This window comes from Lacticaseibacillus hegangensis (genome assembly GCF_003946465.1).
Taxonomy (GTDB): Bacteria; Bacillota; Bacilli; order Lactobacillales; family Lactobacillaceae; genus Lacticaseibacillus; species Lacticaseibacillus hegangensis.
Genome location: NZ_RHOL01000039.1, coordinates 1 through 24634 on the forward strand (window position 1 = coordinate 1; position 24634 = coordinate 24634).

28 protein-coding genes are annotated in these 24634 nt (G+C 55.1%); 17 read left to right on the plus strand and 11 right to left on the minus strand.

The features are described 5' to 3' along the window. Nucleotides 1-104: 104 nt before the first annotated feature. The gene (locus EKM86_RS10730; RefSeq protein WP_125757852.1) at nucleotides 105-1043 is read left to right on the plus strand and encodes a helix-turn-helix domain-containing protein; all 939 of its coding nucleotides are present in this window, start codon (nucleotides 105-107) and stop codon (nucleotides 1041-1043) included. 103 nt (nucleotides 1044-1146) lie between these two features. On the opposite strand, the gene EKM86_RS10735 is transcribed toward EKM86_RS10730, so the two are convergent. The 5 genes from EKM86_RS10735 to tnpA form a co-directional block, all read right to left on the minus strand. Beyond that, the gene (locus tag EKM86_RS10735; RefSeq protein WP_125757854.1) at nucleotides 1147-1641 is read right to left on the minus strand and encodes a DUF3278 domain-containing protein; all 495 of its coding nucleotides are present in this window, start codon (nucleotides 1639-1641) and stop codon (nucleotides 1147-1149) included. Then, entirely contained in the window at nucleotides 1638-1835 is a 198-nt protein-coding gene (locus EKM86_RS10740; RefSeq protein ID WP_125757856.1) for a helix-turn-helix transcriptional regulator, read from the minus strand. Before EKM86_RS10740 ends, EKM86_RS10735 begins: the two co-directional genes overlap by 4 nt. A gap of 706 nt (nucleotides 1836-2541) precedes the next feature. After that, nucleotides 2542-2781: a hypothetical protein gene (locus tag EKM86_RS10745; RefSeq protein WP_125757858.1), complete on the minus strand. Its 240-nt coding sequence runs from the start codon at nucleotides 2779-2781 to the stop codon at nucleotides 2542-2544. 559 nt (nucleotides 2782-3340) lie between these two features. Beyond that, nucleotides 3341-4078, minus strand: a complete 738-nt coding sequence (locus EKM86_RS10750; protein ID WP_125757860.1) for a hypothetical protein — start codon at nucleotides 4076-4078, stop codon at nucleotides 3341-3343. A 63-nt stretch (nucleotides 4079-4141) separates the two neighbouring features. Beyond that, nucleotides 4142-4588 carry an IS200/IS605 family transposase gene (gene tnpA, locus EKM86_RS10755; RefSeq protein ID WP_125757862.1) on the minus strand — a complete coding sequence of 149 codons (447 nt, stop codon included), beginning with the start codon at nucleotides 4586-4588 and terminating at the stop codon, nucleotides 4142-4144. Between the two features lie 105 nt (nucleotides 4589-4693). Between tnpA and EKM86_RS10760 the strand changes: the two genes are divergently transcribed. Further along, nucleotides 4694-5926, plus strand: a complete 1233-nt coding sequence (locus tag EKM86_RS10760; protein ID WP_125757901.1) for an RNA-guided endonuclease InsQ/TnpB family protein — start codon at nucleotides 4694-4696, stop codon at nucleotides 5924-5926. Between the two features lie 188 nt (nucleotides 5927-6114). On the opposite strand, the gene EKM86_RS10765 is transcribed toward EKM86_RS10760, so the two are convergent. Beyond that, a complete protein-coding gene (locus tag EKM86_RS10765) occupies nucleotides 6115-7014 on the minus strand; it encodes a hypothetical protein (protein WP_125757864.1) in 900 nt (299 codons plus the stop codon). A 645-nt stretch (nucleotides 7015-7659) separates the two neighbouring features. Here EKM86_RS10765 and EKM86_RS10770 point away from each other — a divergent pair. The 5 genes from EKM86_RS10770 to EKM86_RS10785 all read left to right on the plus strand — a co-directional run bounded on the left by EKM86_RS10770 (nucleotide 7660) and on the right by EKM86_RS10785 (nucleotide 11022). Continuing rightward, nucleotides 7660-8511, plus strand: a complete 852-nt coding sequence (locus EKM86_RS10770; protein ID WP_164506251.1) for a DUF805 domain-containing protein — start codon at nucleotides 7660-7662, stop codon at nucleotides 8509-8511. Between the two features lie 291 nt (nucleotides 8512-8802). Next, nucleotides 8803-9699: a metal ABC transporter solute-binding protein, Zn/Mn family gene (locus tag EKM86_RS10775; RefSeq protein WP_125757868.1), complete on the plus strand. Its 897-nt coding sequence runs from the start codon at nucleotides 8803-8805 to the stop codon at nucleotides 9697-9699. A 47-nt stretch (nucleotides 9700-9746) separates the two neighbouring features. Next, the gene (gene rpsN / locus EKM86_RS10780) at nucleotides 9747-10016 is read left to right on the plus strand and encodes a 30S ribosomal protein S14 (protein ID WP_125757870.1); all 270 of its coding nucleotides are present in this window, start codon (nucleotides 9747-9749) and stop codon (nucleotides 10014-10016) included. A 13-nt stretch (nucleotides 10017-10029) separates the two neighbouring features. Then, the gene (locus EKM86_RS12420) at nucleotides 10030-10140 is read left to right on the plus strand and encodes a putative metal homeostasis protein (protein WP_164506252.1); all 111 of its coding nucleotides are present in this window, start codon (nucleotides 10030-10032) and stop codon (nucleotides 10138-10140) included. 228 nt (nucleotides 10141-10368) lie between these two features. Further along, entirely contained in the window at nucleotides 10369-11022 is a 654-nt protein-coding gene (locus tag EKM86_RS10785; RefSeq protein ID WP_125757872.1) for an MIP/aquaporin family protein, read from the plus strand. A 238-nt stretch (nucleotides 11023-11260) separates the two neighbouring features. Here EKM86_RS10785 and EKM86_RS10790 read toward each other — a convergent pair whose 3' ends face one another. Next, nucleotides 11261-11602: a hypothetical protein gene (locus tag EKM86_RS10790; protein WP_125757874.1), complete on the minus strand. Its 342-nt coding sequence runs from the start codon at nucleotides 11600-11602 to the stop codon at nucleotides 11261-11263. Between the two features lie 346 nt (nucleotides 11603-11948). On the opposite strand from EKM86_RS10790, the gene EKM86_RS10795 reads away from it, so the two are divergent. The 4 genes from EKM86_RS10795 (at nucleotide 11949) to EKM86_RS10810 (ending at nucleotide 13880) form a co-directional block, all read left to right on the plus strand. Continuing rightward, nucleotides 11949-12179, plus strand: coding sequence for a hypothetical protein (locus EKM86_RS10795; protein ID WP_125757876.1), 231 nt, complete (start codon nucleotides 11949-11951; stop codon nucleotides 12177-12179). Nucleotides 12180-12809: 630 nt separating this feature from the next. Then, nucleotides 12810-12998: a hypothetical protein gene (locus tag EKM86_RS10800; protein WP_125757878.1), complete on the plus strand. Its 189-nt coding sequence runs from the start codon at nucleotides 12810-12812 to the stop codon at nucleotides 12996-12998. A gap of 129 nt (nucleotides 12999-13127) precedes the next feature. After that, nucleotides 13128-13307, plus strand: coding sequence for a hypothetical protein (locus tag EKM86_RS10805; RefSeq protein ID WP_125757880.1), 180 nt, complete (start codon nucleotides 13128-13130; stop codon nucleotides 13305-13307). A 45-nt stretch (nucleotides 13308-13352) separates the two neighbouring features. Continuing rightward, the gene (locus tag EKM86_RS10810) at nucleotides 13353-13880 is read left to right on the plus strand and encodes a hypothetical protein (RefSeq protein ID WP_125757882.1); all 528 of its coding nucleotides are present in this window, start codon (nucleotides 13353-13355) and stop codon (nucleotides 13878-13880) included. Nucleotides 13881-13994: 114 nt separating this feature from the next. On the opposite strand, the gene EKM86_RS10815 is transcribed toward EKM86_RS10810, so the two are convergent. Further along, complete coding sequence (locus tag EKM86_RS10815) at nucleotides 13995-14492, minus strand: hypothetical protein (protein WP_125757884.1); 498 nt, start codon at nucleotides 14490-14492, stop codon at nucleotides 13995-13997. A 478-nt stretch (nucleotides 14493-14970) separates the two neighbouring features. Between EKM86_RS10815 and EKM86_RS10820 the strand changes: the two genes are divergently transcribed. The 5 genes from EKM86_RS10820 to EKM86_RS10840 all read left to right on the plus strand — a co-directional run bounded on the left by EKM86_RS10820 (nucleotide 14971) and on the right by EKM86_RS10840 (nucleotide 22177). Then, nucleotides 14971-15669, plus strand: a complete 699-nt coding sequence (locus EKM86_RS10820) for a LytR/AlgR family response regulator transcription factor (protein ID WP_125757886.1) — start codon at nucleotides 14971-14973, stop codon at nucleotides 15667-15669. Between the two features lie 205 nt (nucleotides 15670-15874). Then, nucleotides 15875-16807 carry a sensor histidine kinase gene (locus tag EKM86_RS10825; RefSeq protein ID WP_379909180.1) on the plus strand — a complete coding sequence of 311 codons (933 nt, stop codon included), beginning with the start codon at nucleotides 15875-15877 and terminating at the stop codon, nucleotides 16805-16807. 66 nt (nucleotides 16808-16873) lie between these two features. Continuing rightward, on the plus strand, nucleotides 16874-18718 hold the full coding sequence (locus EKM86_RS10830) for an ABC transporter ATP-binding protein (RefSeq protein ID WP_125757888.1): 1845 nt from the start codon (nucleotides 16874-16876) through the stop codon (nucleotides 18716-18718). Next, nucleotides 18690-20588 (plus strand): ABC transporter ATP-binding protein, encoded by a 1899-nt coding sequence (locus EKM86_RS10835; protein ID WP_125757891.1) that lies wholly within the window; start codon nucleotides 18690-18692, stop codon nucleotides 20586-20588. The genes EKM86_RS10830 and EKM86_RS10835 overlap by 29 nt, the downstream gene beginning before the upstream one ends. 128 nt (nucleotides 20589-20716) lie before the next feature. Further along, nucleotides 20717-22177, plus strand: a complete 1461-nt coding sequence (locus tag EKM86_RS10840; protein ID WP_125757892.1) for a 6-phospho-beta-glucosidase — start codon at nucleotides 20717-20719, stop codon at nucleotides 22175-22177. 65 nt (nucleotides 22178-22242) lie between these two features. Here EKM86_RS10840 and EKM86_RS10845 read toward each other — a convergent pair whose 3' ends face one another. Further along, a complete protein-coding gene (locus EKM86_RS10845; RefSeq protein ID WP_125757894.1) occupies nucleotides 22243-22449 on the minus strand; it encodes a hypothetical protein in 207 nt (68 codons plus the stop codon). A gap of 295 nt (nucleotides 22450-22744) precedes the next feature. On the opposite strand from EKM86_RS10845, the gene EKM86_RS12600 reads away from it, so the two are divergent. Further along, nucleotides 22745-22879, plus strand: coding sequence for a hypothetical protein (locus tag EKM86_RS12600; RefSeq protein ID WP_263853489.1), 135 nt, complete (start codon nucleotides 22745-22747; stop codon nucleotides 22877-22879). 406 nt (nucleotides 22880-23285) lie between these two features. Here the strand turns inward: EKM86_RS12600 and EKM86_RS10850 are convergent, their stop codons facing one another. Then, nucleotides 23286-24005, minus strand: a complete 720-nt coding sequence (locus EKM86_RS10850) for an alpha/beta hydrolase (RefSeq protein WP_164506253.1) — start codon at nucleotides 24003-24005, stop codon at nucleotides 23286-23288. 13 nt (nucleotides 24006-24018) lie between these two features. Further along, nucleotides 24019-24546 (minus strand): PTS system mannose/fructose/sorbose family transporter subunit IID, encoded by a 528-nt coding sequence (locus EKM86_RS10855; protein ID WP_164506254.1) that lies wholly within the window; start codon nucleotides 24544-24546, stop codon nucleotides 24019-24021. Nucleotides 24547-24634 lie beyond the last annotated feature (88 nt).

Sequence of the window (24634 nt, forward strand, 5' to 3'; positions counted from 1 at the left end):
TGAAACACCAAAGCAGCGCAGTCCCGTGTGAATCGTGGGATTGCGCTGCTTTTTTGAAATTCTATGAATAATCCAGGTGCATATATGCAAGAGGAGCTGAGCGCATGCAAAAATACGGGCCGTATTTTCGGGAGCTGCGGCAAAGCAAGAACGTGACCCTGGCCGAACTGGCGGCGGATACTGGGCTGACGGAAGGCTTTATCTCGCGCTTCGAGCGCGGGCAAAGTGACATCACCGTCAGCCGGTTCACCGCGCTGCTGAATGCGCTGAATGTGGCGATTGAAGAGTTTCTGCTGGGGATGCGCGAGGCGACAATGGCTCCGAATGAGAGAGAAGACTATCCGCTGGTCCGTGCGCGCAAGATGATGCCCTTCATGGCCCCGTATCTGGCCATTAGTGAGGTCGAAGACGACTCACAGATCCAAAGTTACATTGCCTCTGCTGAAGCCGCGTACCGCGCCAAGCCGACGCGCAAAAATCACTTCATTTGGCTGTTTTACCAGTCGATGAACGCGATCCTGCAGAAGCCGATCGATAACGACGGCCTGGTGCGGATCCAGGCGCCGATCATGCATTACCTCCAGCAAGTGGATAATTGGGGCGTCTATGAGTGCTACCTCTTCATTGCCTTTACCCCGGCACTGGCGCCGGCGATGACGGTTCAGCTGCTGCGGATTGGGCTCAAGCGCAGTCGGTTTCTTAAGCACAGCCCGAGTTTTGAGCAAATCGACCTGCAATTGTCGGTTGCCGCTTTGACAAGCCTAATGGCGCGCGCCGAGATGACCGCCGCCGTCCAGGTCATGAAAATGATGAATGGTTTGGAACGGCGCAACGCCAACCGCGTCATCGCCACTGGTTTCTTCAACGGCTGGTTGCAGATCAAACTCGGCAAGCGCGACGCCGGCATTGCCACTTGTGAGTATGCCGTCCAGCAGTGTTCAGATTTAGGCCTCACCGAGTGGGCCAACCGCTTTAACGAGATCCTCAATTCACTTAAAAAAACACCGCCGACCGATACGATTTTCTTGTACGCGCAGTTCTGATTGGGGCTGCAGTGATGCAGAACAGCGCGTAATCAAAACGGGTCAGCTCAGCTAGACAAGTTGCTTGTCTAACCGGGTTGACCCGTTTGGCTTTTAGTTTTTTTTAGTCATCGTCTGGTAAGACGCGCATCTGCTTCTTTTCGTTTTGATAGGTTCCCAGGCCGAAAAAGATGCCACCCACTCCGCCCATTGCTAGGGCGAACACCCATTTCACCGAATCCCCTTCGGTCGCGTCGATGAGAACCATCATGCTAGCAACGATTAAACCGAAGCTGATCCCGTACTTGACGGCGTCTCGCTTTATCTGGTGGAGGGTGTGTGGCAGGTTTGCCTGGGTCGTTTCAATCGCTGTGAGCCCGGCCTTCCTGATTGCAACACTCACCCAAACCATGGCAATCAGAAGGATGACCAGCGCGACGACGTTCAGCCAACCAATGTTAAAGATGGCCTGAATCATCAGCACCAGGAACTCTGAGATGATCAGCAGAAGCAACGCAACGGTTGAAATGTGGCCGACTTCTGCACGTGCGTGTTCATCATACGGCTGAGTGATGCCCCAGCAGTAAATCACGAAACGGTCCATCCACGATTTTTTCATTTGGATTCCTCCTCCCAGAACAGGGTGTTCAAGTCCGTTTTGAGGGCCCAGGCGAGTTTCAAGCACAGGTCCAGTGACGGGTTGTATTTGTTGTTTTCGATGAGATTAATGGTTTGGCGCGCCACATCTATTTGTTGCGCCAACGCCAACTGCGAAAGGCCTTGCAGCTGGCGGTACTGCCGCACTCGATTCAAGGACTCGCCTCCTGTCATTTATAATTGACTTTATGTCACGTATAATGTACTTCCTGATTTTGCTGGTGTCAACTATAAATGACAGAAAATTAAAAAAACGGACGGTCACTTTGAGCGAAAAATGCCCCTAAGTGACAGTCCGATAAAAAAGGCACGCGCCCTGAGGTTTAGTTTCAGCTCAGGACGCGTGTTTGCGACTCACGTTCAAAAAATCCAGAAAGGAATCAAGAATCTCTGGCGGTATCAGTACCAGCACCAAAATTCCACACCAAAATGGTTATAGCCCCGACACGATTGAGGTTGTGAGCTAATGGAATAGGACGATTACCGTGACACCGGTAATGACGAGGAATATGGCCACGACGACTGCAGACCAAAGGGCATAGCCAATAAAAGACGAAGTGTCCTTACCGCCTTCCGTTTGGATTCTGCGAACCGTTCTTTTGACTTCAACAAATTCAAGAAGGCCAATGATGATTAGGATAACACCAAATAATATAACCCCAATATGCATAATATTAGGACCTTTCCTACGTGCTCCAACTAGAGCCAACGCAACTTTAACACGTGGTGCGATGAAGGACAATCCTCGGCCGTTGCATGTTAAACAACTGGTGTTAGAGAATCGTTTTTTCTTTGGAGGTCTGGCCCATGTGGGGAGACCGCTTTATTGTCATGGCGTCAGGAATCCAGTTTGTTTAGTGATCTACGATTTGGCCGATGCTTGTTCCTTCAGGTAGTCGTCAATGTCGGTCAGGTGGTCTGCGATTCCCATCGGATCACTAACGGCAACTTGGTGCGCCTTCAGAAAGTCGATAAACGACGGCACAAATTTGAAGGTGGGCAACGTTAAGAAGTATGGCACATTGTTCGTCTGCATGATGACAATGACCGCGTTGAAGTAGTTGAATGCGTAGTCTCCGGTGAAGCCAACACCGAGTGTCATCTTGGCGGCATCAGCGCACAGTTGAACTTCCCTTATTTGTGAGTAAGGAAGGCTCACCGACTCTAGCTTCGAATCGGAAATTGATACCCCAGTATTAGAGAAATTGGTCGCGACAGGTTTTACTGTTCGATAGTAGAGGTCCTTAGGTCGCACCATTTTCCAAGAATCAGGGTACTGCTGGGAATCAAACTTCAAATTGGTCGGTAGTACACTAAACCGCAGCCGATCAGCTAAAGACTGATGAGAATCGATTTTCTCAGTTGGAATCTTAATTGTCATAGATGCTTTGCCTTCTTCCAATAAGATACGAAACGGCAGTGGGGAAAGCTAGCTGCGTTCCTGTTAGAGCCTACGGAAGCTCTTACACTGAGGCTAATCTAATCTCAATATAACATGTTGTCAATATTCATACAGGGCTCGCTTCTTCACCACTTTACAAAGTTGGAGGACAAAAAAACATAAAAAGAATCCCACTGCGATTTGGTTAGCAAGGGGGAAATCAATGAATCGCAGTGGGATATTTGACTTTAGCAGCGATTAAACTGGGTGGCCTGCGAGCCTACTGGCCAAGCGTGAGCCACCGCTTGAACTGTTCGTGACGTTTTTCCGGATTACCGTATAGCTCTGGATCATCAACCAAAAATTCGTTGCCCGGGATCGCCTTCAGGACCTGCATGTCGGCGCCAGGGTCGAGGATGATCAGGTAGTAGGCCTGATTGTTGGGATCGGCGCGCATCTGCTTGATGAAGTCACCCCAAAGCTGCTTTTGCTCCCTGAGGTAGTGGCCCACTTCGCGCGGCACCTTGCCTTTGACCGCCGTGATCTCGCGCCACTGCGCCTGGTAGGACGCGAAGGTCAGTTGTCCCGCAGTGAACCGGGTGTCCAAGCCCTGGCTAATGTGAAGCACACCGGGGGCGGGGCGCATTGAGCTGTCTGGGTCGCGCCACCAGTCCATTAAAGCCAGCATCTTCTTCATGGTCGCGGTCGCGCGGTCCCGGTTCGCCGAGGTCAGCATGACCATGGACTGTGGAGAGCCGATGAGGCTGATTTTCTCACCGATGCGGGCCGTGGACTGGGCTAATTCGCGCCCAAAAGGAAAATAAAACTGATTGCGAGTCGGCGGATCAGCAAGGCGCGCCGCCCGCTCGAGTCTCGCCTCAGACGGATTATCATCATCGAGGTCAGCGGCCGTCACGGTGAAGTGGACCAGGTCTATCGTGCCGTAGCGGCCATCCTGGGTCAGTACGGCGGCCGATTGACCATCCGCCACCAACCCTTCAAAGAAATACGTCTTCATTTACATGTTTTGGGCGAGAAACCCCTGACTTTAGTCAGGGGGGTAAGCCTGCACTGGCTAACGTTAGTTAGCCTTTTTGCTTGGGCGTCCCGCCTTTCCCCTTTCTGTTCTCTGATTTTGAATATAGTTAGTGACAGTTTCTTTCGACATATCGCCAAGTGTGCCCATGTAATAGCTGGGCGACCATAGGTGCCCGTTCCACAGGCGCTTTTTGGTCTCTGGGTGGGCGACAAACCAAGTGCGTGCCGATGCGCCTTTTAGAATCTTGACCACATTAGCCGGAGCATACTTTGGCTTAAAGCTTAACAGTAGATGCACGTAGTCTGACATAACCTCCGCTTGGTCAATGGTAATTTCGTTGTCACGGGCGGTCGTGATCAGAATCTCAAGCATTTCTGCGACAAGTGTTGGCGTCGTAAAAACCTCCTGCCGATACTTGGTCACCCAAACTAAATGATAGTGGAAATTATAGACATAGCCGCGTTCATGAATAGCATTATTCTCTACCATAAGTATTATTGTAATCCCCCTTTATTAATTCATCTTTCGTTGCCAGTATTATACCATGCGTAGTATAGTATGGACGCGAGGAGGTGAAAATAAGTGGCTAAGAAAATGGCAGAGTTGAATTATCACTATGGGCTGAAAATGCGTCTCTTCCCATCGTCTGAACAAAAGCGCTTAATCGACAACAACATTAATGCCAGCCGCTTTGCTTACAACGAAATGGTCGCCATCGATAAGGAACTGTACTCGCTCCAGCAGATCAAAATTCCCATTACCATCGTTCAAGATCGCATCGCTTACTTACAACGGCGTAAGAACAATACTCAACTGCTGTTTGCTATCCACCCTTGGTTAGCTGGTACTGGCGTCGGGACTGATGTGATTGACCAAGCCCGCCGGGCTTATCAGAGTGCATGGCGGCTGTTCCGGCAGGTGCATCGTTCAGGAGTGCCAGTCTTTCATCGTAAGCGTGACGACGGCAGCTATCGATTGCCAACTCGTTATACTAAAACCGCACTGGGACTGATGTGCGGGTCCAATCGTTTCCTCAATAAAAAACACGTCGTCCTCAGCGGCCTCGGTAAAATTCGTGTCTCTGGTTCGCAAAAGCGGCTGTTCGATTACGCTGACGCTATCCGTGTTGGCACCATCACCATCCGTCGTGACGCCACTGGGCGGTATTTCTTGTCCATGCAGCTAGGCTCCGACACACCGTTCGTGCAAGCCACAAAGCCCGCTCAATCGGCGGTAGGCATTGATTTGAATACCGATAACTTTCTGACTGACTCGACTGGCAACGTCGTTACTAATCCACGCTACTACCGGTCAATCAAAGGCCGGCTGGCAAAAGCCCAACGCAAGTTAGCACGCCGCCGACTGCGGGCCAAGAAAGAACACCGCGCACTACGTGATGCTAAGAACTATCAGAAGCAGCGAGTGCTTGTCGCCAACCTACAATGCAATGTGGCAAACCGCCGCAATGCTTTTCTCCACCTTGTCTCTACGACACTAATCAAGAACCACGATATAGTCGTAGCAGAAGAGTTGAGAAGCAAGAATATGTTGCGCAATCACGCACTGGCAATGAGCATTGCCGATGTTGGCTGGCGAACGTTCTTGGGTATGCTGGTATATAAAGCCGGTTTGTACGGTCGCTCGTTTGTGACGGTCAACCCGCGAAACACCACGCAGACGTGTAGCGCCTGCGGTTTCGTAATGACTGGCGACCAGAAGCTCACGTTGGCCGACCGAAAATGGACGTGCCCGCATTGTGGGGCCTTCCACATTCGCGACCATAACGCTGCGAAAAACATTCTGGCTAGAGGATTAGCCGTCAAATAACCAAACAGTCCGTCTGGCCCTTCGGTGTCCGACGGAACTAAGGCGCTAAAGCGCCAAGTCCGTCTGGCAACCTGCGGACTCTAAAGGCTTTGGTAATTAGCACGTAAGACCCGCTTGCGGGCAATCGCTGTATCTAAGCAAATTGTGGTCGCACCGCCGTTAGGTGACGCGCTTACAAGCCTCTGACTTTAGTCAGAGGTGGTTGACGATTTGGCCTCCTCGTAAGTAAGCCATTCCTGTTGCTTGACGGTCAGCGACTGCGGGACTGGCGGCAAGCGGGCCACCGGTCGCCCTGCCTTCAGCCATTCCTGACGAAAGCGGTGCAGCGGCAGCAGAAGTTCGGCGCGGCGAGAAGGGCGCTTCAGCATCTTTTTCTCAACTGCTGGGGCCAGCGGCAGCGCTCTGAACATGGTCTGCTTGCCGCCGTTTTGTGAGCGGCCCCTGCCCTTGGCCCATTCGGTGCGTGCTCGCCCGGAGACGATGTGATGGATTTCGGTCGGGGCGGTGAGTAAGTAAGCGGTGTGGCTATTTGCGAGCAGACTCGGCAGCGCGCGGCGGCGCATCGTGAGTTGCTTGTCATGCAAAATGGCCAACTGCACGAGCCACACGTGGCGCGCGTGGGAGAGAATGCGATTCTCATGATTTTGCAAGGCGTTCAGCCCGATTTCTCCTTTGAGGTATTGATCGCCAAACTTGGCGATGCGCGCCAACTGATCCTCGCGCGTTAGCATGCCGGTGCGAAAATGCGCGAGGGTGTTGCGGTCGAGCGTCGCGATGCGCTGCCGAACGGCCTGAACCGCTTTTTTCTGGCGAATCCGGATGACATGAATCGCGACCGCTTGGCCCGTTAGCCTGACGCGTTCGCCGAGCGTCCAGACATTTTTTTGCTTAGCTAGCTGCTCGGTAAATTCAATCTCGATTGGCTGACTGGGCAGCGGTAGTGAATGACCGCGAATGTCCCAAAATTGGTCAGCATAGATGGTGAGCAATGGCAGTGATATCACTTCTCCCGCGGGATCGATCACATAGCGGCTATGCCCGTTCATGACCCAGCCTTCAACTTGTAGGTAGAACCCTTTATTCACCATGGTCCCCACATCCTTAGCCTTATTTTTGCTCAGTGTAATCCCGGTCCCAGTAAAAGCAAAATAATCTGCTTGAATATTTTTAACAAATCAACTTTAGTTAGGGAAACGGCATCGGCTCCTGATATGGTGAGCAGGACAGGGCAAAGCCAGGAAAAGTTCGTGAATATATTACCGAAAAAATTTGCAAAACATTGACAATTAAATTATTGACAGCGGTTTCATTGTGTGCGATACTATCTTTGGATGATGGGAGGGCGAGGCAGGTACCGCTTCGTCAGATTCACCCGGAAACTTCCTGGCGATCCGACCTGTTCCTTGGGGCCGCCAGGCACGTTGAGCCTTCCGATCGGTTTGGCGATGAAGACCATGTGAAGAGCATGGGGTCCTTACAGGACGCGTGAGGGATGCTGCTATCACTTTCCTAACTTAATAAAGCGACCAGCCCTGGTGACAGTGGTTGGGATAGCAGGCAGGGGCAACCCTGCAATAAAAAGCCACCGGGGCAACCACGGTGGCAGGGGACACCATTTCGCAAGAGATGGTGCCCTTTGCGTGTCCTGAAACGTTTTTGATGACAGCGCCTGCTAATCGTGCGATAATCGGCGTGCTGAGATGTTGGTTACGGGGTTAACGGAGGCCATATGCATGGGTAATTCCTACTACGGGGCCAGCGGGCTGCGCGCGATCAAGGCCTTTTTTGCGAACACTGGAAACTTTTCGGGCCGCAGCTCACGCAAAGAGTTTTGGTGGTGGCAACTCGTGGCGCTGCTGGTGCTGGCGATTGTCGGCGGTGCGCTGGTGTTTGCCATGTTTGGCTCACTGGCGGCGCTGAAAAGTGGGAACACCGGTGCCATGCACGGTGGCCAAGTGGCTGCACTCATCACTTTTCTGTTGCTGGCTTTTGTTGCTTTTGCGGTGACCCTCTTGCCGGGGTTGACACTGGGCATGCGGCGCTTCCGTGATGCGGGGGTCCCAGGCTGGCTCTCCTTGATTATGAATTTATTGATTGTCTTTTCGCGCTTGACGCCGGCTGCCGTCGGTGATCAGGCGATGGTGGCGATCAACTGGGCAACGGTTGCGCTGATTCTGATCGAGGCGGTGATCTGCTGCCTGCCGAGCCGGCGAAACGTGACGCTCACCACCCGCGGGTTCAACGTGAAATGGTTTCAGCAGGCCCAAATGCTGTTTGAGTTGCTCATACTGGGTGGTGTGGTGTTCGTCATCCTGTCCGGGCACTTGCCATTTCTGTTCGGCATCATGTTGCTTCAGATTTGGGAGACGGCGTTAAGTGTGACGATCAATCGGGCCATGCAGGATCGCGCCAGCAGGTTGTGGGCGTGGGCCGATGCGCAGGGTCTGGATGCCGCGGCCTTGCAGCAGCGGACGGGACTGTATACCGCCGAACAGTGGGCGGCTAGCCGGCCGGCGCACCTAAAATTTGTGCCGGCTCGCAGTGTGATTGATCAGCTGGTGGGGAATTCTTCGTTCAAGGCGTGAATCACACAGCGCTTTCCACAACCTGGTTAATGGCTCTGGCGTCTCATTCATAACGGACGAATGAGACGTTTTTTCGTGTGTCAGTTTTGTGAAAGGAGTCGCTTTGGCGAGCTGCTCATTTTGATGCGTTGCCGGCGGTTACAATTAAGCACTGGCTAAATCGTAATGAACGCCGGTCTATCAGCGTTTTTTCGACAGACTGATTGACAGGCATCCGGAGTTTCGGTAGACTATTATATGTAAATCGTAGCGATTACGATTAGCTAATAAGCTGGTGGAGGAATTGATTTGATGAAACTCAAGCATTGGCTCACCGCGCTGGCGGTCATCGCCATGGGCGTTGGCCTGGCCGCCTGTTCAAGCGGGCACAGTGCCACGCCGAGCGGCAGAAAGAAGCTGACCGTGGTTGCGTCGGTCAATTTTTACGGCGAAGTGGCGAAGGCCGTCGTCGGCAATCACGGGACGGTGACCTCGGTGATCGATAATCCGGACGTCGACCCGCACGACTACGATCCGACGACTGACGTGGCCAAAAGCGTCGCCAAGGCCGATGTCATCGTGGCAAACGGCGCCGGTTACGACGGCTGGATGACGCGGCTGGTTGATGCCAACAACACCGATGCGAAGGTCGTTTCCGCGGCCAAGGTCGTCGGGGTGGCCAACGGTGAGAACGAGCACATCTGGTACAAACCCAAGATGATGATCAAGATGGCCAATGCGCTGGCCAAGCAGTACGGCAAGCTTGACCCGGCGCACAGGCGCGCCTACGAGGCCAATGCGCAGGCCTACATCAAGAAGCTGACGCCGCTGACGGATCTGATCGACCAGACGCGGGCGAAGGCCCATGGCGAAGCCGTCGCCGTCAGTGAGCCGGTGTTTAACAACGCGCTGCACTACCTCGGCTACAAAGTCGTGGATGAGCATTTTTCCAAGGCGAACGAGGATGGCACCGATCCCAGCCCCAAGGACATCCGCGACTTGCAGGCGGCCATCAAGGGCAAGAAGATCAAGTTCTTCGTTCAGAATACGCAGGTCAAAAGTCCGACCGTCACCAACATGGTCGCGCTGGCCAAACGGTCCGGCGTGCCGGTCCTCAACGTCACCGAAACCATGCCCAGCGGCAAGACCTATATCAGCTGGATGACGGCGCAGTACCGCGCGCTTGATAAAATCCAGCAGAAGCAGTAAAGTAATTGAGTCGATTCACTAACTAAAAATAAGAAGGAGCGTCTAGTTTGGCTAAGAAATCAAAAATTGAAAAAGCAAAGCGTCAGGAACTGCTCGTGGCGAAGTACGCTGCCCGCCGCAAGGAACTGAAGGCGAAGGGTGATTACGCCGGCTTGGCGAAGCTGCCCAAGGACTCCAGTGCCGTGCGTTTGCACAACCGCGACACGCTGGATGGTCGGCCGCACGCGTACATGCGTAAGTTTGGCCTGTCCCGTTTGAACTTCCGGGACCTTGCCCACAAAGGTCAGATCCCCGGTGTGCGCAAGGCCAGCTGGTAATCAGGAGGTTCTCATGAAAAAAGTCGATGCTGCCACCGCGCGGCGCCAAATGCGCAGCCCGAACATCAAGACTCGTAAGCGGGCGCTGCGGGTGCTCAAAACGGTCAAGAAGCAAAGTAAATAACGAACAGCCGGTTGGCGCAGGAAGATTTCTGCGCTAGTCGGCTTTTTTGGAAGGCGATTGGCGGCGTTCGTTCAATCGGGCGGGATTCAATTTGCCACCATTAAACAGAGGCTAAATGCCTGTTTCTGGGCATCGATATGCTATAATGTAATCGTTACAAAATACCTCGACCCTGAGCGCACCGATGAAGATTGTTTTTGCCCGAGTCGACTTTTTGGAGGAATTGCATTGAAAGCTATCTGTTCTGAATTCATGGGGACCTTCCTGCTGGTCTTTCTTGGCAGCGGGGCCGTATTGTTCGCTAAGGGCGACGCGCTGACCATTGCGATCGGCTTTGGGTTGGCGATCACCATTTCCGCATACGCGTTCGGCAACGTCACTGGCGGCCACTTCAATCCGGCCGTCACCACGGCGTTCATGGTCAACGGGCGTACCTCGATCGGCGAGGGCCTGGTCTACATCGTGTCCCAAATTGTCGGTGCCATCGCGGCTTCCGCCTGCGTCCGCGTCGTCGTTGATGCACTGAAGCTGCCGGGCAACCAAATGGCGCAAACCGACTTTCCGAAGCTGTCAGTTGGCGCGGCGTTCTTCGTTGAAGCCCTGGCGACCTTCCTGTTCTTAGTCGTCATCCTGAACGTCACCTCGAATGACCACGGCGCAGGGAACTTTGCGGGCCTCGCCATTGGGGTCACGCTGATGCTGCTCATCATCTTCTCTGTCAACCTGACCGGCGCGTCCTTGAACCCGGCCCGGTCGATCGGCCCGGCAATCTTTGCTGGCGGTTCCGCGCTGTCCCACCTTTGGCTCTACATCGTGGCGCCAGAAGTTGGTGCGGTCCTGGCCGCGTTTGCGTCCAAGTACCTGATGGATACTGAAGACTAACGTTAAACGAATGAAGCCTCTGTCGACAAATTTGTCGGCAGAGGCTTTTTAGCTTTCGGCCCACGCCGAAAATGAAGGTAAACTAATCGCCGCGTCAACGTTTTGGTCAAAACTTCGCGGCTAATTAGCTTCGAGGTATAAACCACTGTTGCGAATACGGTTCTGCAGGGGCGCCGCGCAAGGCGTCCTTTTTGCTGTCATTATTCCGTCATTTGCCAATTGTACTGAGACGATGTCACTAGTTCTGCGCCTGCTTCTTTGCCCTGTGTTCCCGTACGCGAACGAACAAAACGGCGAGAAACAGTGTGGTCGCGATGAACGAGCAGACCGTTGAGACTGGTTGAGGACTCCACGCGCCGATGATCATCAGGCCGATTGCCGCGAGGACGGCTGCAAGCACCGCTGGGCGGTGTCGGTAGCTGTCCAGGTAGTCGATCGGCCAAGTGAGCAGTCCGAATGTCAGGAAACTGTTCCCAATCAAGGCCTGCCCGGACCATTGCAGATACATGCCAAAGAGTACGGCGAGGCAACCGGTGATCAGAACAATCTGGAGCCAGAGTGATTGACTGAATTTAGTCATGCAATCATTCCTTCCTAAGAGATTTGGTGTCGCGACATTAGCGTACCGAAGAAAAGAGCGGTTTGCGTTGAAATCCCGTGAAAAGCGGATAAGAGTCTGGTCAAATTTTTCCCAGTAACAACCCATTTTCTTGCCCACTAGCGCAGCTTTCCGAAGTCTTAGCCAAACTGGCCGTCGCTGCACAAATAAGTTCCCATCCGCGTCTACTGAGCATATAATGGCATTAACTAAATGCTGTAATGGTTTTCAACGTTTAAGGAGGCCAAGTCTAATGAACGAACCTCGTCAACCGTTTTCCCGCCCACCATATGATTGCGAACGAGCACAGGCCGATTCTTGGCGCGAGATGTTTAAACAGTTGCGGCTGCTGTACTGGCTGCTGGTGATCACGGGCATCCTGCTGTGCACGATGGGCGGCTACACGCTGGTCAGCGCCATTCACCATGGCGGCAGTCCGGTGTATCCGATCTTGTATCTGGTCGGTGGTTTTGCCTTCATTTACCTGGCAGATCGATCTACGGCAATGGCGGCTCACAAGCGGGGCGAACTCGATGCTAAGAAGACCCGCCGCAGCTAGTCACAGGGCTTTGGCGCGAGGTGATGAAAGTTTGCTAAGTCAGACTGATCGCCTTTCTCTGTTTGATTCAAATATTATATTCTGAGCGCACTACCCAAGTGGCGCATGATGAACGCAATGCATTATGACAGCACCCGATTTCTCACGATTGTCGGATTGCTTTGTGCAGTGATAGTGGCCCTATTTGTTGGTCCAACGCTTTTTCCGCTGAGGAGTTGCTATGGCACGTTTACTTCTGTTCAGACGTTAGGTGGGCGTCATGGACAGTCTGTTGACAATGTGAGTTTTAGAACGAATACGGAAACCTTTAAACTGGAAAATAGTGTTGGAATATTTTAGCTGTCAATGAACGGTCTGATTTGCCACTGCCATCATAAGTGGCGCTACAAGATCGAAAGTGTTGGGCTTGGTTGGTTTGAGCGGCAGCGGGACACCAGAATCCACTTAAGTTTTCGGCCATAAGTTTAGTGGTGCCAATCTCACTGTCCAAGGAGATACATTTAAGATAATCACATGAGCCAGTGTGTGTCTAAAGGTTCGGCGCCAAGTCGTTTTGCTTCCAAAACCCGGCAAAGAGGGTATGGTGATGTCATCAGTCACGTACGCTGCTAGGTGAAGGAGGGCGTTGAAATGCGCATGCTGAAGCTCAAACGAAGGCTGATCCAGCTTGGCCTGATCACGGGGTTGGTCGTGGTGCCTAGTTGGCTTTGGTTTGGTTCGCGGTACGGCATTTGGGTCGGGCTGCTGAATGCGGTTGGGATCACAGTTCTGACGTTCCTGCTGATTGCGGTCAGGAACCGGTTTAAAAAGAAGCGCTAGGGCGCACGCCTATATATGATAAGGGCGGATTGTCAAAGGCTTGTTAACGGGGTGTTCTAATTGTGGTTTCGTAACGGATGAGGGTTCTGATAGACAACGGTCGCAACGCACCGAGAAAGGGCGACAGCGATGAAAACTCTTAGCACCTACTCTTGGCTTGTTTGGACCTTAGTTGTGCTCGATGCGCTGCTTATCTTTTTGGCCATTTGGACGTTGATCGTGGGCGATCAAGGCATCGCGTTATTTTTGATCCAAGGCGCGACGATTCTGGTGATTGCGACTGGGGCGCTGGCGCGGCGCAGGGAATAAAGCGGCTCATCAGGTGCCGTGATTGATTTTAGAGGAGGATGCCCAGTGAAAAAATGGGGATATCGGTTTATTTTCGGCTTGCCTGTGCTGCAAGGCGACGCGCTGGCACATGCAGACAGTGTGTTAGGGTGGCCAGCGATGCTTATCCCCCTGGGTATTTTGATTGCGTTTTGCGTTTCGCCGTTTGTCATTCCGCTGCGGCTGCTGCATGCGGACACCGACTTTATTTTGTGGCTCGGCCTTTATGCGCTTTCGCTGGTTTGGTTTCTTCGCGCAAGCCGGGTGGGCGATCTCAGCGAGCGGGTTCCGGACGCAACGCTGCCGAACGTTAAAAAGCGGGTGCACCGCTGGAGCTGGTGGTGCGGGATCATTGCGGCGATCATTGTTTATACGGTCCTGTCAGTAACCCAGTACCGAGTGTTTGGCCGGGCGAATTTCTGGGCCAACGGGCTGGCCGACACACTTTTCAACGCGGGCTGGCAGGCCGCACTGATTGCCTGGTTCTTTGAGCACGTGTGGCGAATCACCTTGCAGTCGCGCTTGGTCGCAGATCACCCGCTTGACGCGTCGTGAGTTTTCTGTCGTGAAACGATCGCACTGGTCGCGCAGTCCTGCTTGTGTGATTGGGTTTTTGAGCTAACGAAAAACTGTGCGGGCCTTCAAATCGGGCGCTGCACGGCTTTTGTTTTACATCTGATGCTCAGGGAAGAACGGTTTACTGCTCTTGTAGGGTGAAGGTCCGGTGATCAGGGTTTTGTTGATAAACCACTGCAGTCCTGCCCCAAAAAGAATAAAGCCGGTGGCAATCATAATTCGCGCCAGGACGTTTTCGCTGTACGGCGGCAGCAGTGGCATCAATGCCCCGACGGCCAGGATGATGCCGGGGAAGCCCGGCTGATGAATCTGCCGCCCGGCATAGAAAATCAGCAAGCCGAGGATGAATCCAGCTGCGAGAAAAAGGACCAGCCACCAGGCATTGATGCTCGCCAGGTTGCCGTGCAACCGTGTTAGGCCATACTTAGCGACCTTATGCTTCTCGAGGTAGGATGCTTTCGTCGAGTAAGGCAACTTGTACAGATGGAACTTGAGGAATAGTCCCATCACGATCAGATACGAAACGGCGTAGAGCCATGCGCCGTGTTTCAGCAGGCGCGCGAGGCGCTGATAACGTTGTGACTCGCTCATTTGATCATCTCCATCTCTCGGTGAGACTCTGGGTCTCACTCACCCTAAGAGTGAAAAACACTAATTAGCACGGTTCTTAAATTACGATGATAGTATCATTAGGATCTTGGCCATAAATATACGCGCTTAACAATCTAGTTGCAACAGTTTTCTGCGTGACAATCGGCCACTAGGTCATCTAATCGAATCGTGTGGCGACAAAAAAGACCGTCAGTAGACTTTTCGCGAAGTCTGACGGTCTTTACGCTTTAAAGTAACACCGGCCGTTAACACCGGCTCTGCGCAGGTCTCATTTGTGAGGCCCGTTTTTGTGTTTTCATCATAGCATGGCCAGGATTTAGGTGTCACCTGTTTTGATCAAGAATCTAGCACAATCGTGTGGCTGACGAGGATTCCGGAGCATCTGGGAATGCTGTACTGCCATTCCGGCTCGCTACCCTATGCTATAATCAGTACCAATTAAGGGGGAGGCGGGTTCATGCAGGTGGCGTTAATTGAAGATGACGAACAAACCAGAGCACGCACAGAGCAGCTGTTTGAAGCTGCCTCGACGACAGCCGATCCCATTCACGTGCTGCCGTTTGCGTCCGCAGAGGCGTTTGAGTTTGCCCAAGTGGCCGCAGATGTGCTGGTTTTGGACATTAAGCTGCCCGGCGCCGATGGCATGACGTTAGCCAAAGCCGTGCGCAAGGTGGATTCAACAGTGCCGCTGGCCTTCGTGTCCAACTACGATGAATACGTGTTTGAAGGCTATGATGTTAACGCGCTGGCCTACATCATGAAGCCGCTGACCGCCGCCAAAGTGGCCACCATTATTGCAAAAGTCCGCGCCCAAAAGCCGGCCAAGCAGCTGCTGGTGACCACGGCGGCAGGAGCGCAGCGCATTCCGTTATACGAGCTGACCGCGATCGAAGTGGCCGATCACGCGCTGGCGTTTCACCTGCAAGACCAAACGCTGGTTGCGGCCGGTCAGTTGAAAGACTACTTGAGCCTCGAACAGGACGGCTTTATTCGCATCTACCGGTCGATCCTGGTGAATTTGAACTTTGTGCGCCGCGTCACGACGAGCGAGGTGGAAATGGCAGACGGCACCCACTACCCAATTGCCCGCCAAGAACGCAAGCGCACGCGCGAAGCCTTTTTTGCGCACTATCGGAGGCTGGCTGATGATGACTGAGGGGATAATCGCCGCGCTGGCCGGCGGCAGCTTGGGACTGATCCTGGGCGGGTCGGCGAGGCGGGAAAGCATCACCGGGCTCGGCCTAGCCGCCGGGGCCTTCGCCCTCGCTTGGGGGCACCTGGCCTGGCTCGCCGGCATTCTGTTTGCGGCCGTCAGCGCGGCCTTTCAGTGGCGCAAGGGTGAAAAAGAAAACGCGGTTGTCTTGGCCGGGCTGTTCTGTTTGGCTGCGGCCGGGACCATTTGGGTCGGCGCAGCGAGTCTTGCCTTTGGCGTGATTTTGGCCGCCATCATAGGTTTGTGGCGGACCCAGAACCATTGGGGGCTGCGGTTGATCGCGCTGGGGTTTGTGCTGTGCGCTGCCGGGGCCTTGGTCCTCACGACCGGCTGGGCCCAGGTGGTGGTGGCCGCCGCAACCCTGCTGGCCGCCACCGGTTTCAGCGTCTTGGTGCGGCAGTTTTTCGCGCAGCAGGACGCGGTGTTTGCCAAGGGTCTGGACCAGATGATGGCCCAGTATAGCGGCGAGGTGCAAGGCTTGTACGAGGGGATGCGCGGGTGGCGCCACGATTACCACGACCACTTGCAGGCGCTAAAGGCCTATCTCGACAGCCAGGACACCGCGGCGGCTCGGACCTACCTGGACGATCTGGAAGACAAGCTGGATACAGTCGACACCTTGGTGCACTCGGGCAACCCGATGCTGGACGCGATTTTGAATGCGAAGCTGACGCTGGCGGAGCGGGAAAACATTCCGACCAACGTCAAGGCGTTCGTCGGCGCGACACCGTTGATTCAGGATCTTGACCTGGTCGTCATCGTCGGCAACCTGATGGACAATGCGCTGGAGGCCATCGAAGCCCAGCCCGCGGGGGAGAAGCGGCGGCTGCGGGTTTACATCGCGATCTTGAAGCAGCAGCTGTACATTTCGATCACCAACACGCGGCCCGCCGACCAGCAGATCGACCTCCACTATGCCTCGACCAAGAATGACAAGCGTGGCCTGGGCATTCGCCGCATCAACAAGCTGGTGGCCAAGTACGGCGGGATGATCAACCGCCAGTACGAAGATGAGGTGTTTGTGACCGAGATCGCGCTCCCGCTCAGCCATGACCATTCGCGCGAGAATTCAGACCATTAACGAAAAAGTGACCCGCGGCGGCCACTTTTTTTGTACAGTGAAGGCAGTAAGAATGGAGATGGCGTCATGGCGAAGAAAAAGCCGCAGTATTCACTGGTCAACAACCTGCGCTGGTACTTTAGGCAGGTGCAACGGTATTTTCCCGGCCTCAAGTGGGATATTCTCGGGACCGTCGTGGTGACGGCATTGACCGGGGTGATCGGCGTGATCGTGCCGGCTTGGCTGGTGGGGCTGCTCGCCAGTCGCGCGCACTTCAGCTACTTTGTTGAAGTCGCGCTGGGCATGGCGGTGGCGCTGGCAGCCGCAGGGGCGGCGAGCACCTTTCTCAAGTTTTACGCGGATGCCTGGGGGTCGAACTTGCGCGCTAAACTGGCCGTGGCGCTGCACCAGCTGACCTATCAGATGCCGTACCAGCAGCTGCAGACGCCGCACGTTCAGGAGCAGTTTCACCAGTCGTTTAGCAACGCGTTGTCGTGGACGCTGGCCGGGGCCGAGGCCATTTTTCGCAGCACTAAAGGCCTCTTGGCCGACGGGGTGACGCTGCTGATTTTCACGGCAACTTTATCCGCGTTCACCCCTTGGCTGTTTGTCCTGGTCCTGGTGGCCGCCGTCATCGGCTACTGGGGGCTGCAAAGCTACCGGCAGTGGTACGAGACCAACAAGGCCAACTGGGCCACCCAGCGGCGGCAGACCAGCTACTTGGGCCGCACCGCCTACGCGTTGGAAAACGGCAAAGATATGCGGCTTTACCATATTGGGGACTGGTACCAAAGCCACTATGAGGCGCTGCTTCAGGCGCGCATGCACTGGCAGCGCGCCGATTCGACGCGGACGGCGGTGGCGGAGCTGATCGGGGACGTGGCCGGGTTCGTCCGTGATGGCGCGGCTTACACTATGCTGGTACTGGCCGCGGCGGCGCAGACGCTTTCCATTGCCCAGTTCACGCTGCTCTTTGGCGTAACCAACCAGTTCGTCGCCTTGACCAACGGATTGTTGATGGACTGGCATCAATTGCAAAAAGCCAGCCTGGACCTGCAGGAACTGCGGGCGTTCACTGATCACCAGACCCCAGCGCCCACCCAACCGCTGGCGGCCGCAGATGCAAGCCAGTTGGCCAAGCGGCCGGTGACGATTCAATTCGAGCATGTGAGCTACCTCTATCCGGAGGCAGAAAACCCGACACTGCGGGACGTCAGCTTCACGCTGGCCGGCGGTGAACGCCTGGCATTAGTGGGTGTTAATGGCGCCGGCAAAAGTACCCTGAGCAAGTTAATGATGGGCTTGCTTGACCCGACCAGCGGCACGATCCGAATCAACGGGATCGATGCGGCCACGCTGCCGCCGCAAACGCGGTACGCGTTGTTCGCACCGGTGTTCCAGGAATCGACGCTGATCGCCGCGGACGTCGCGCAGAATGTGGCGATGACGGCGGAACCGGATGCGCGGCGGGTCCAAGCCGCACTGAAGCAGGCCGATCTGACGCAGACTGTGGCTGACCTGAAGCAAGGCGTGCACACGCAGCTGACGCGGAACCTGCACGATGACGGCGCGGACCTGTCCGGTGGGCAGGCGCAAAAGCTGATGTTGGCGCGGGCACTGCACAAAGACGCGCCGGTGTTGATCCTGGACGAACCCACGGCGGCGCTGGATGCCATTGCCGAAAGTGCGGTTTATCAGATGTACGCGACGCTGACGACCGGCAAGACCTCGCTGTTTATCTCGCACCGCCTGGCGTCAACGCGGTTCTGCGACCAGATCATTTTTCTGGCAGACGGCCGGATTGCCGAGCAGGGGACGCATGAGGAACTGCTGAACGCGCACGGCCGCTACGCCGAGATGTACGCGATCCAGAGCAAGTACTACCAAAAGGAGGTGAAGCAGGATGGATCAGGACAAGTCGTTTTGGGCTAAGCTGCGCGGGATCGTGTGGCTGATCCACCAAGTCGACGCAGGGATGCTGCCGGTGCAGTTCTGCTACGTGCTGCTGATCGGGATCCTGCCGTATCTGAACACCGGGTTTCTGGGGGTGCTGCTGATCATGCTGCAGCGCCGCGCCCGCCCTGCGCAAATTGTGGCGCTGCTCCTCGCCTTTTTGGCGGTGCGGCTGGGGCTGACGGTGCTGCAGCGGGTGGTGGAGAAGCTCCAGGCCGATCATCACCAACTGCTGGGCCAGCGGCTGGAGGCGCTGACGGCCGAGAAGCTGGTGCGGCTGGATTATCAGGACTTCGAGTCCAAAGACCTGCGCGCCGCCTACGACACGGCCCGCCGCGGCGCCAGTTTCTCCGGTGATCTGGGTGCGCTGGTGCAAAGCGGGTTTTACCAAGCCTTTAACATGCTGATCGCCGCCGGGTTCGCCATTGGCATCCTGGTCACGCTGCTGCGCGGGCATGTCGCTGAAAGCAAATTTGCCTGGCTGTTTAATTCGCCGTGGTACCTCGTCGTCATTTTGGCCGTGCTGGCGCTGCCGCTGCTGCTCAGCGTCTGGGGCATGCGGCGCGGGAGCGTGAAGCAGCGCGAGATGATCCAGAAAATCGTCGCGCACAACGTCTCGTGGCAGTACTACAACGATTTTGCCGAGAATTTTAAAAATGGCGAGCTGACCCGGCTTTACGATGCGGACGGCATGATGTCCCGCGCCGAGGAGAAGGCCTTGGATGCGGGCAATCAGGCGACTTGGCACGGCATGATGGGGATGTTCGGCGCGACGGCGGTGCCCAGTGCGGTGATCCAGCTGGCGGTCGGGGGCCTGTTCGTCCTGGTGGGGCTCCAGGCCTACGCCGGCGGCCTGGCCATCGGCACCGTGCTGATTGCGGTGGGTTACCTGCAGCAGTTCATGCTCGCGTTTGACGGCTTCATCGGCGAGCTCGGCTACGCGGTGAACGAGGTCAATTACCTGCAGTACTACGTGACGCTTTTGAAAATGCCAACCTCGCACACTGGCGGCACGCTGCCAGTGGAAAAACGCACGGACAACGACTTTGCCATCGCGTTTCACGATGTCTCGTTCAAGTATCCGGACAGCGACGAGTGGGCACTGCACCACATCAATTTGACCCTGCACATCGGCGAGCGCCTTGCGATCGTCGGCAAGAACGGCTCGGGCAAAACGACGCTGGTCAAGCTGCTGTGCCGACTGTTCACGCCGACTGAAGGCGAGATCACGCTCAACGACATCGACATTCAAAAATACGATCTAGCCGAATACCAGAGCCTGCTCGGCGTCGTGTTCCAAGACTTCCGGCTGTTTGCTTACTCGATTGGGGAAAACGTCGCCGCCTCGACGCACGTGGACGCGGCCCGCGTCTGGCAGGCGCTGGACGTGGCCGACATTACGGCCCGGGTCAAGGCCATGCCAAAGGGCCTGGCCACGCCGATCACCAAGAGCCTGTTCGATGACGGTATCGACATTTCCGGCGGAGAAGCGCAGAAAATCGCCATTGCGCGGGCCTGGTATAAGGATGCGCCGATCATGATCCTGGATGAACCGACCGCCGCCTTGGATCCCATTTCCGAGTACGAAATTTATCAGCGCTTTGACGCGTTGGTGGGCGACAAAACCGCTATCTACATCTCGCACCGCATGAGCTCGACCCGCTTTTCGCAGCGCATCGTGGTGTTTGATCAGGGTCAGATCGTGCAGGATGGCGATCATGAGTCGCTCATGAAGCAGGCCGGGCTGTACCGCCAGCTGTTCAACGCGCAGGCCCAGTATTACACGGACGACAAGATCAAGGAAGAGCGCCAGCAGGGGCTGCAAAGTGCCGCCCCGGTGGTGCAGTAAGAGGTTTTCAGACCGCTTCTACCTAAAGGTGAAAGCGGCCTTTTTGGTGCCGCGGCTTTTTGGCGAAAGCGGTTTACCATTTTTCCCGAGTGGGTTACGCTAATCAGGTAAAAGGGAGGAATTAACTCATGGCAAAATTACCTGATGGATTTCTGTGGGGCGGCGCGGTCGCGGCGCACCAGCTCGAAGGCGGCTGGCAAGAAGGCGGCAAGGGGGTGTCGATCGCCGATGTGATGACCGCCGGCGCCAACGGGGTGGAACGGACGATCACCCCGGATGGTGTGCAGCCAGGGCTGAACTACCCGAACCACGAGGCCATCGACTTTTATCACCACTACAAGGAAGACATTAAGCTGTTTGCGGAAATGGGCTTCAAGGCGTTTCGCACGTCGATCGCCTGGACGCGGATCTTTCCCAACGGCGACGAGACAGAGCCCAACGAGGCCGGGCTGAAGTTTTACGACGACGTGTTTGCCGAGTGCCACAAGTACGGCATCGAGCCCGTCATCACGCTGAGTCATTTTGAAATGCCGCTGCACCTGGTCAACACATACGGCGGCTGGCGCGACCGCCGGCTGATCGACTTCTTCGTGCGGTTCGCGACTGTTTGCTTCAAGCGCTATAAGGGCGTGGTCAAGTACTGGATGACGTTTAACGAAATCGATAACCAGTGTGACTACAACCGTGAGTTCTCGATGGCCACCAACTCTGGGCTGCTGTTCCCCAAGGGCAGCACCGATGAGGACCGCGCCAGTGCGATGTTCCAGGCTTCCCACTACGAGCTGGTGGCGTCGGCGCTCGCTGTCAAGGCCGGCCACGAGATCGACCCGGCCAACCAGATCGGCTGCATGATCAACTTCACGCCGATGTTCCCGGCCTCCAGCAAGCCCGAAGACCTGTTTATGGCGGAAAAGGCGATGCAAAAGCGCACCTGGTGGAGCGACGTGCATGTCCGCGGCCACTACCCGGCCTTCATGGAAGCTTACTTTAAGCGGACCGGCTACCGGCCGGACATCACTGACGCGGACCGCGCGGCACTGGCGGCCGGCACGGTCGATTACGTCGGCTTTTCCTATTATTCGTCCAGCACTGTGGCGCACCAGCCGGACAACCCGGCTTACGATTTTGTCGGCGACAAGGAAATCGTGCCGAACCCGCACCTGAAGACGACGGAATGGGGCTGGACCATCGATCCGCAGGGCCTGCGCTGGAGCCTGAACTGGCTTTACGAACGCTACGAAAAGCCGCTGATGATTGTTGAAAACGGCCTGGGTGCGGTCGACCAGGTCGAAGCGGACGGCCGCATTCACGACCCGTACCGCATCGACTACCTGCGCGCCCACATCGCCGAAATGGAAAAGGCCGTCAACGAGGACGGCGTCGACCTGCTCGGCTACATGCCATGGGGCTGCATCGACCTGGTTTCCGCGGGCACCGGCCAGATGGACAAGCGTTACGGTTTCATCTACGTCGACAAAAATGACGCAGGCGAAGGCACGCTGGCCCGCAGCCGCAAGGATTCCTTCTACTGGTACCAGCACGTCATCCAAACCAATGGCGAAAATCTGAGCGACGTCAAGCCGCAGTAGGCCTGGATATAGCAATGCCCTGCTCACGCGCGTGGTGAGCAGGGCATTTTTGCGTGGTGGCGTCGTCAAAGCTCGTCTGGCAGTGCCGCTTTTTGGAAGGCTTCAACACCCAGCGAGAGCCCCCAAACAATCAGGCTGCGGCCGAGAAAAGTGTGCCAGTCACCGGTGAACAGAAACGCAATCAGCGCGTAGCCCGTGAGGATCAACAGGATAATGTAGATAAAGATCAGTGTGACCAGAAAGGCGATTTCCAGGATCAAGTCCCTAATCAATGCAATTCCCCCAAAGCAGGCCGACATGAGCCCGACCAGTTTTTGCCACGGAGTGCGTGGCGCCGCCGATTATAGCAGGTGTCTTTAGGGGAAAAAAGCGATTCTGGCGCGGTGATGATGCTTTCAGGATAGTTTGATTAGACTGCGCCCGAACGGCTAGGCAGTGGGCACTGCTGCCCGGTATAATGTCTGGAGCAGAAGCGTTTAGAGCGGTGGTATCTTGCGTTCGAAAGAAGGTGAGGCTTATGAGCTTAAGGTTCATAACCTTGATTTCAAGTAGAAAGGAGGTACGAGTTTGCTTTTGATCGACGTCATGACGTGGATCATTACTTTCATCAGCGAGCTGATAGCGTTGATCCAAGTGATCACGGTGTTAGTTATCGCATGGCGATTGCTGATGAAAGAATTCGGCCGCGGCCGAAAAAAATAGCAAACAAATACGCCGCTGAACCTTGAGCAGGGGAATGCGGCGTAATGTTTGCATTGTCTTATGCCATCGTTCAAAACGATTCTGCAGGGGGGACGTCTTGCCTGGCGTCCCTTTTTGCTGTCTTCATTATATCATGGGATTGAAAGACGTTGAAGCCCTTTTGATTCGAAATGGACACGATGGTGTGCAGGACAGCCTGAAGGGGGATACTTTCAGCCAGCCAAAAAATAGCAAACAAATACGCCACTTAACCCTAAGCAGGAAGATGCGGCATAATGTTTGCATTGTCTTATGCCATCGTTCAAAGACGAATCTGCAGGGGAACGTCTGGCATAACCGGATCGAGCCGTCATTTTTCTTGGAACGCGAAAAGAATCGCAGTCTTCAACACCGCGATTCTTTCCAGTTAGCGCCAGATGGTTTGAATGAAATCCACCAGCGCTGGCCGCCACAGCGAGAAGTCATGAAACCCTTGCTGCTGCTTATAAGTCACCGTTCCAGGGGTAATCGCATCAACCGCCTGTTTAAACGCCCGTGTGTGCGCATCGAGCGGGTCAGCGTCGCCGCAGTACAGATGCATCTCTGGCACCGGGCCGCCGGCGGTTTGACGCTGCTGAAACAGATAGACGGCATCGTTCTCGCTGCCCTCAAGGCCCTTGACGAAGACGTGCTTGAAGACGGGATCGTCGCGGTGGCGCTTATAGAAGATGAACGCCGGTGAGAAGCCGCCAATCTGGCTGTAGTAAGGAAATTGCAGTCCCAGCTTGACCGCGCCATAGCCGCCCATTGAGTAGCCTGCGATGGCCGTGTTGGCGTAAGTGAAGCGCAGGTTAAACGTGGCCTTCATAGCTTGGTAGAACTGCTCGCCGATTGCCACACCGTAGTCCTCGCCGTCCATGTGGTCCGTGTAAAAACTGTTTTCACCAGCGGGGCAAAAGAACGCGAGATTGTGCTGATTGGCGAGGTCTGGCAGGGGCGTGTTCACGAGCCATGCCTTTTCGTTGGCATTCACGCCGTGCAGTAGGAACATGATGTGTGTTTCGGGTGACAACTGTTTGGGTAGCACCGCGACATAATCCTGATGACGAGAGAGTGCAGGCGCAAAATAACTTCCTTCGATGATCATGTGCATTTAGCCTCTAAATCATGATTCCTAAGCCGCCGAGCACCGCTGAGATCACGATGACCCCAATCAGCAGTGCGGTTGTGGAGACTTTCTTTTTCCGGAGCAGCCAAATCATCAGCCAGATGATAAGCAGGGGCACGATTCCCTTGAGAATCCCATCCAGGGTATCCTGCAGTTTGAATGGCACGCCGCCAAACTTGGTGTTGACCGTGAACTTTAGGGGCACGTTGAGGAAACTCATGGCACCGATCATGATCAGTCCCAGCATGGAGCAACCTTTAGTGATAGAGGTGAGGAGCCCACTTTCTTGGGCTTCAGAAATGTAGTTCGCCCCAACCTTGTAACCTAGGACGCCGCCGTAGTAACGAACGAAGTAGTACGGCAGGTGGAACAAAAGCAGGAAGAGAATCGGTCCCAGGACGTTGCCCTGAGTGGCTAGTCCCAAAGCAATCCCGGTCGTGATGACACGCCAGGTGCCGGTAAAGAACGAATCACCCAAGCCGGCCAGCGGCCCCATCAAGCCAACCTTGAGGCCCTGCACACTTTCTTCAACCTGGATTATTCACCTCGGTATTTGGGACATGAAATCGCATCTGGCCGGTCTGAAAGCAACGTTTGGAGCGTTGCGA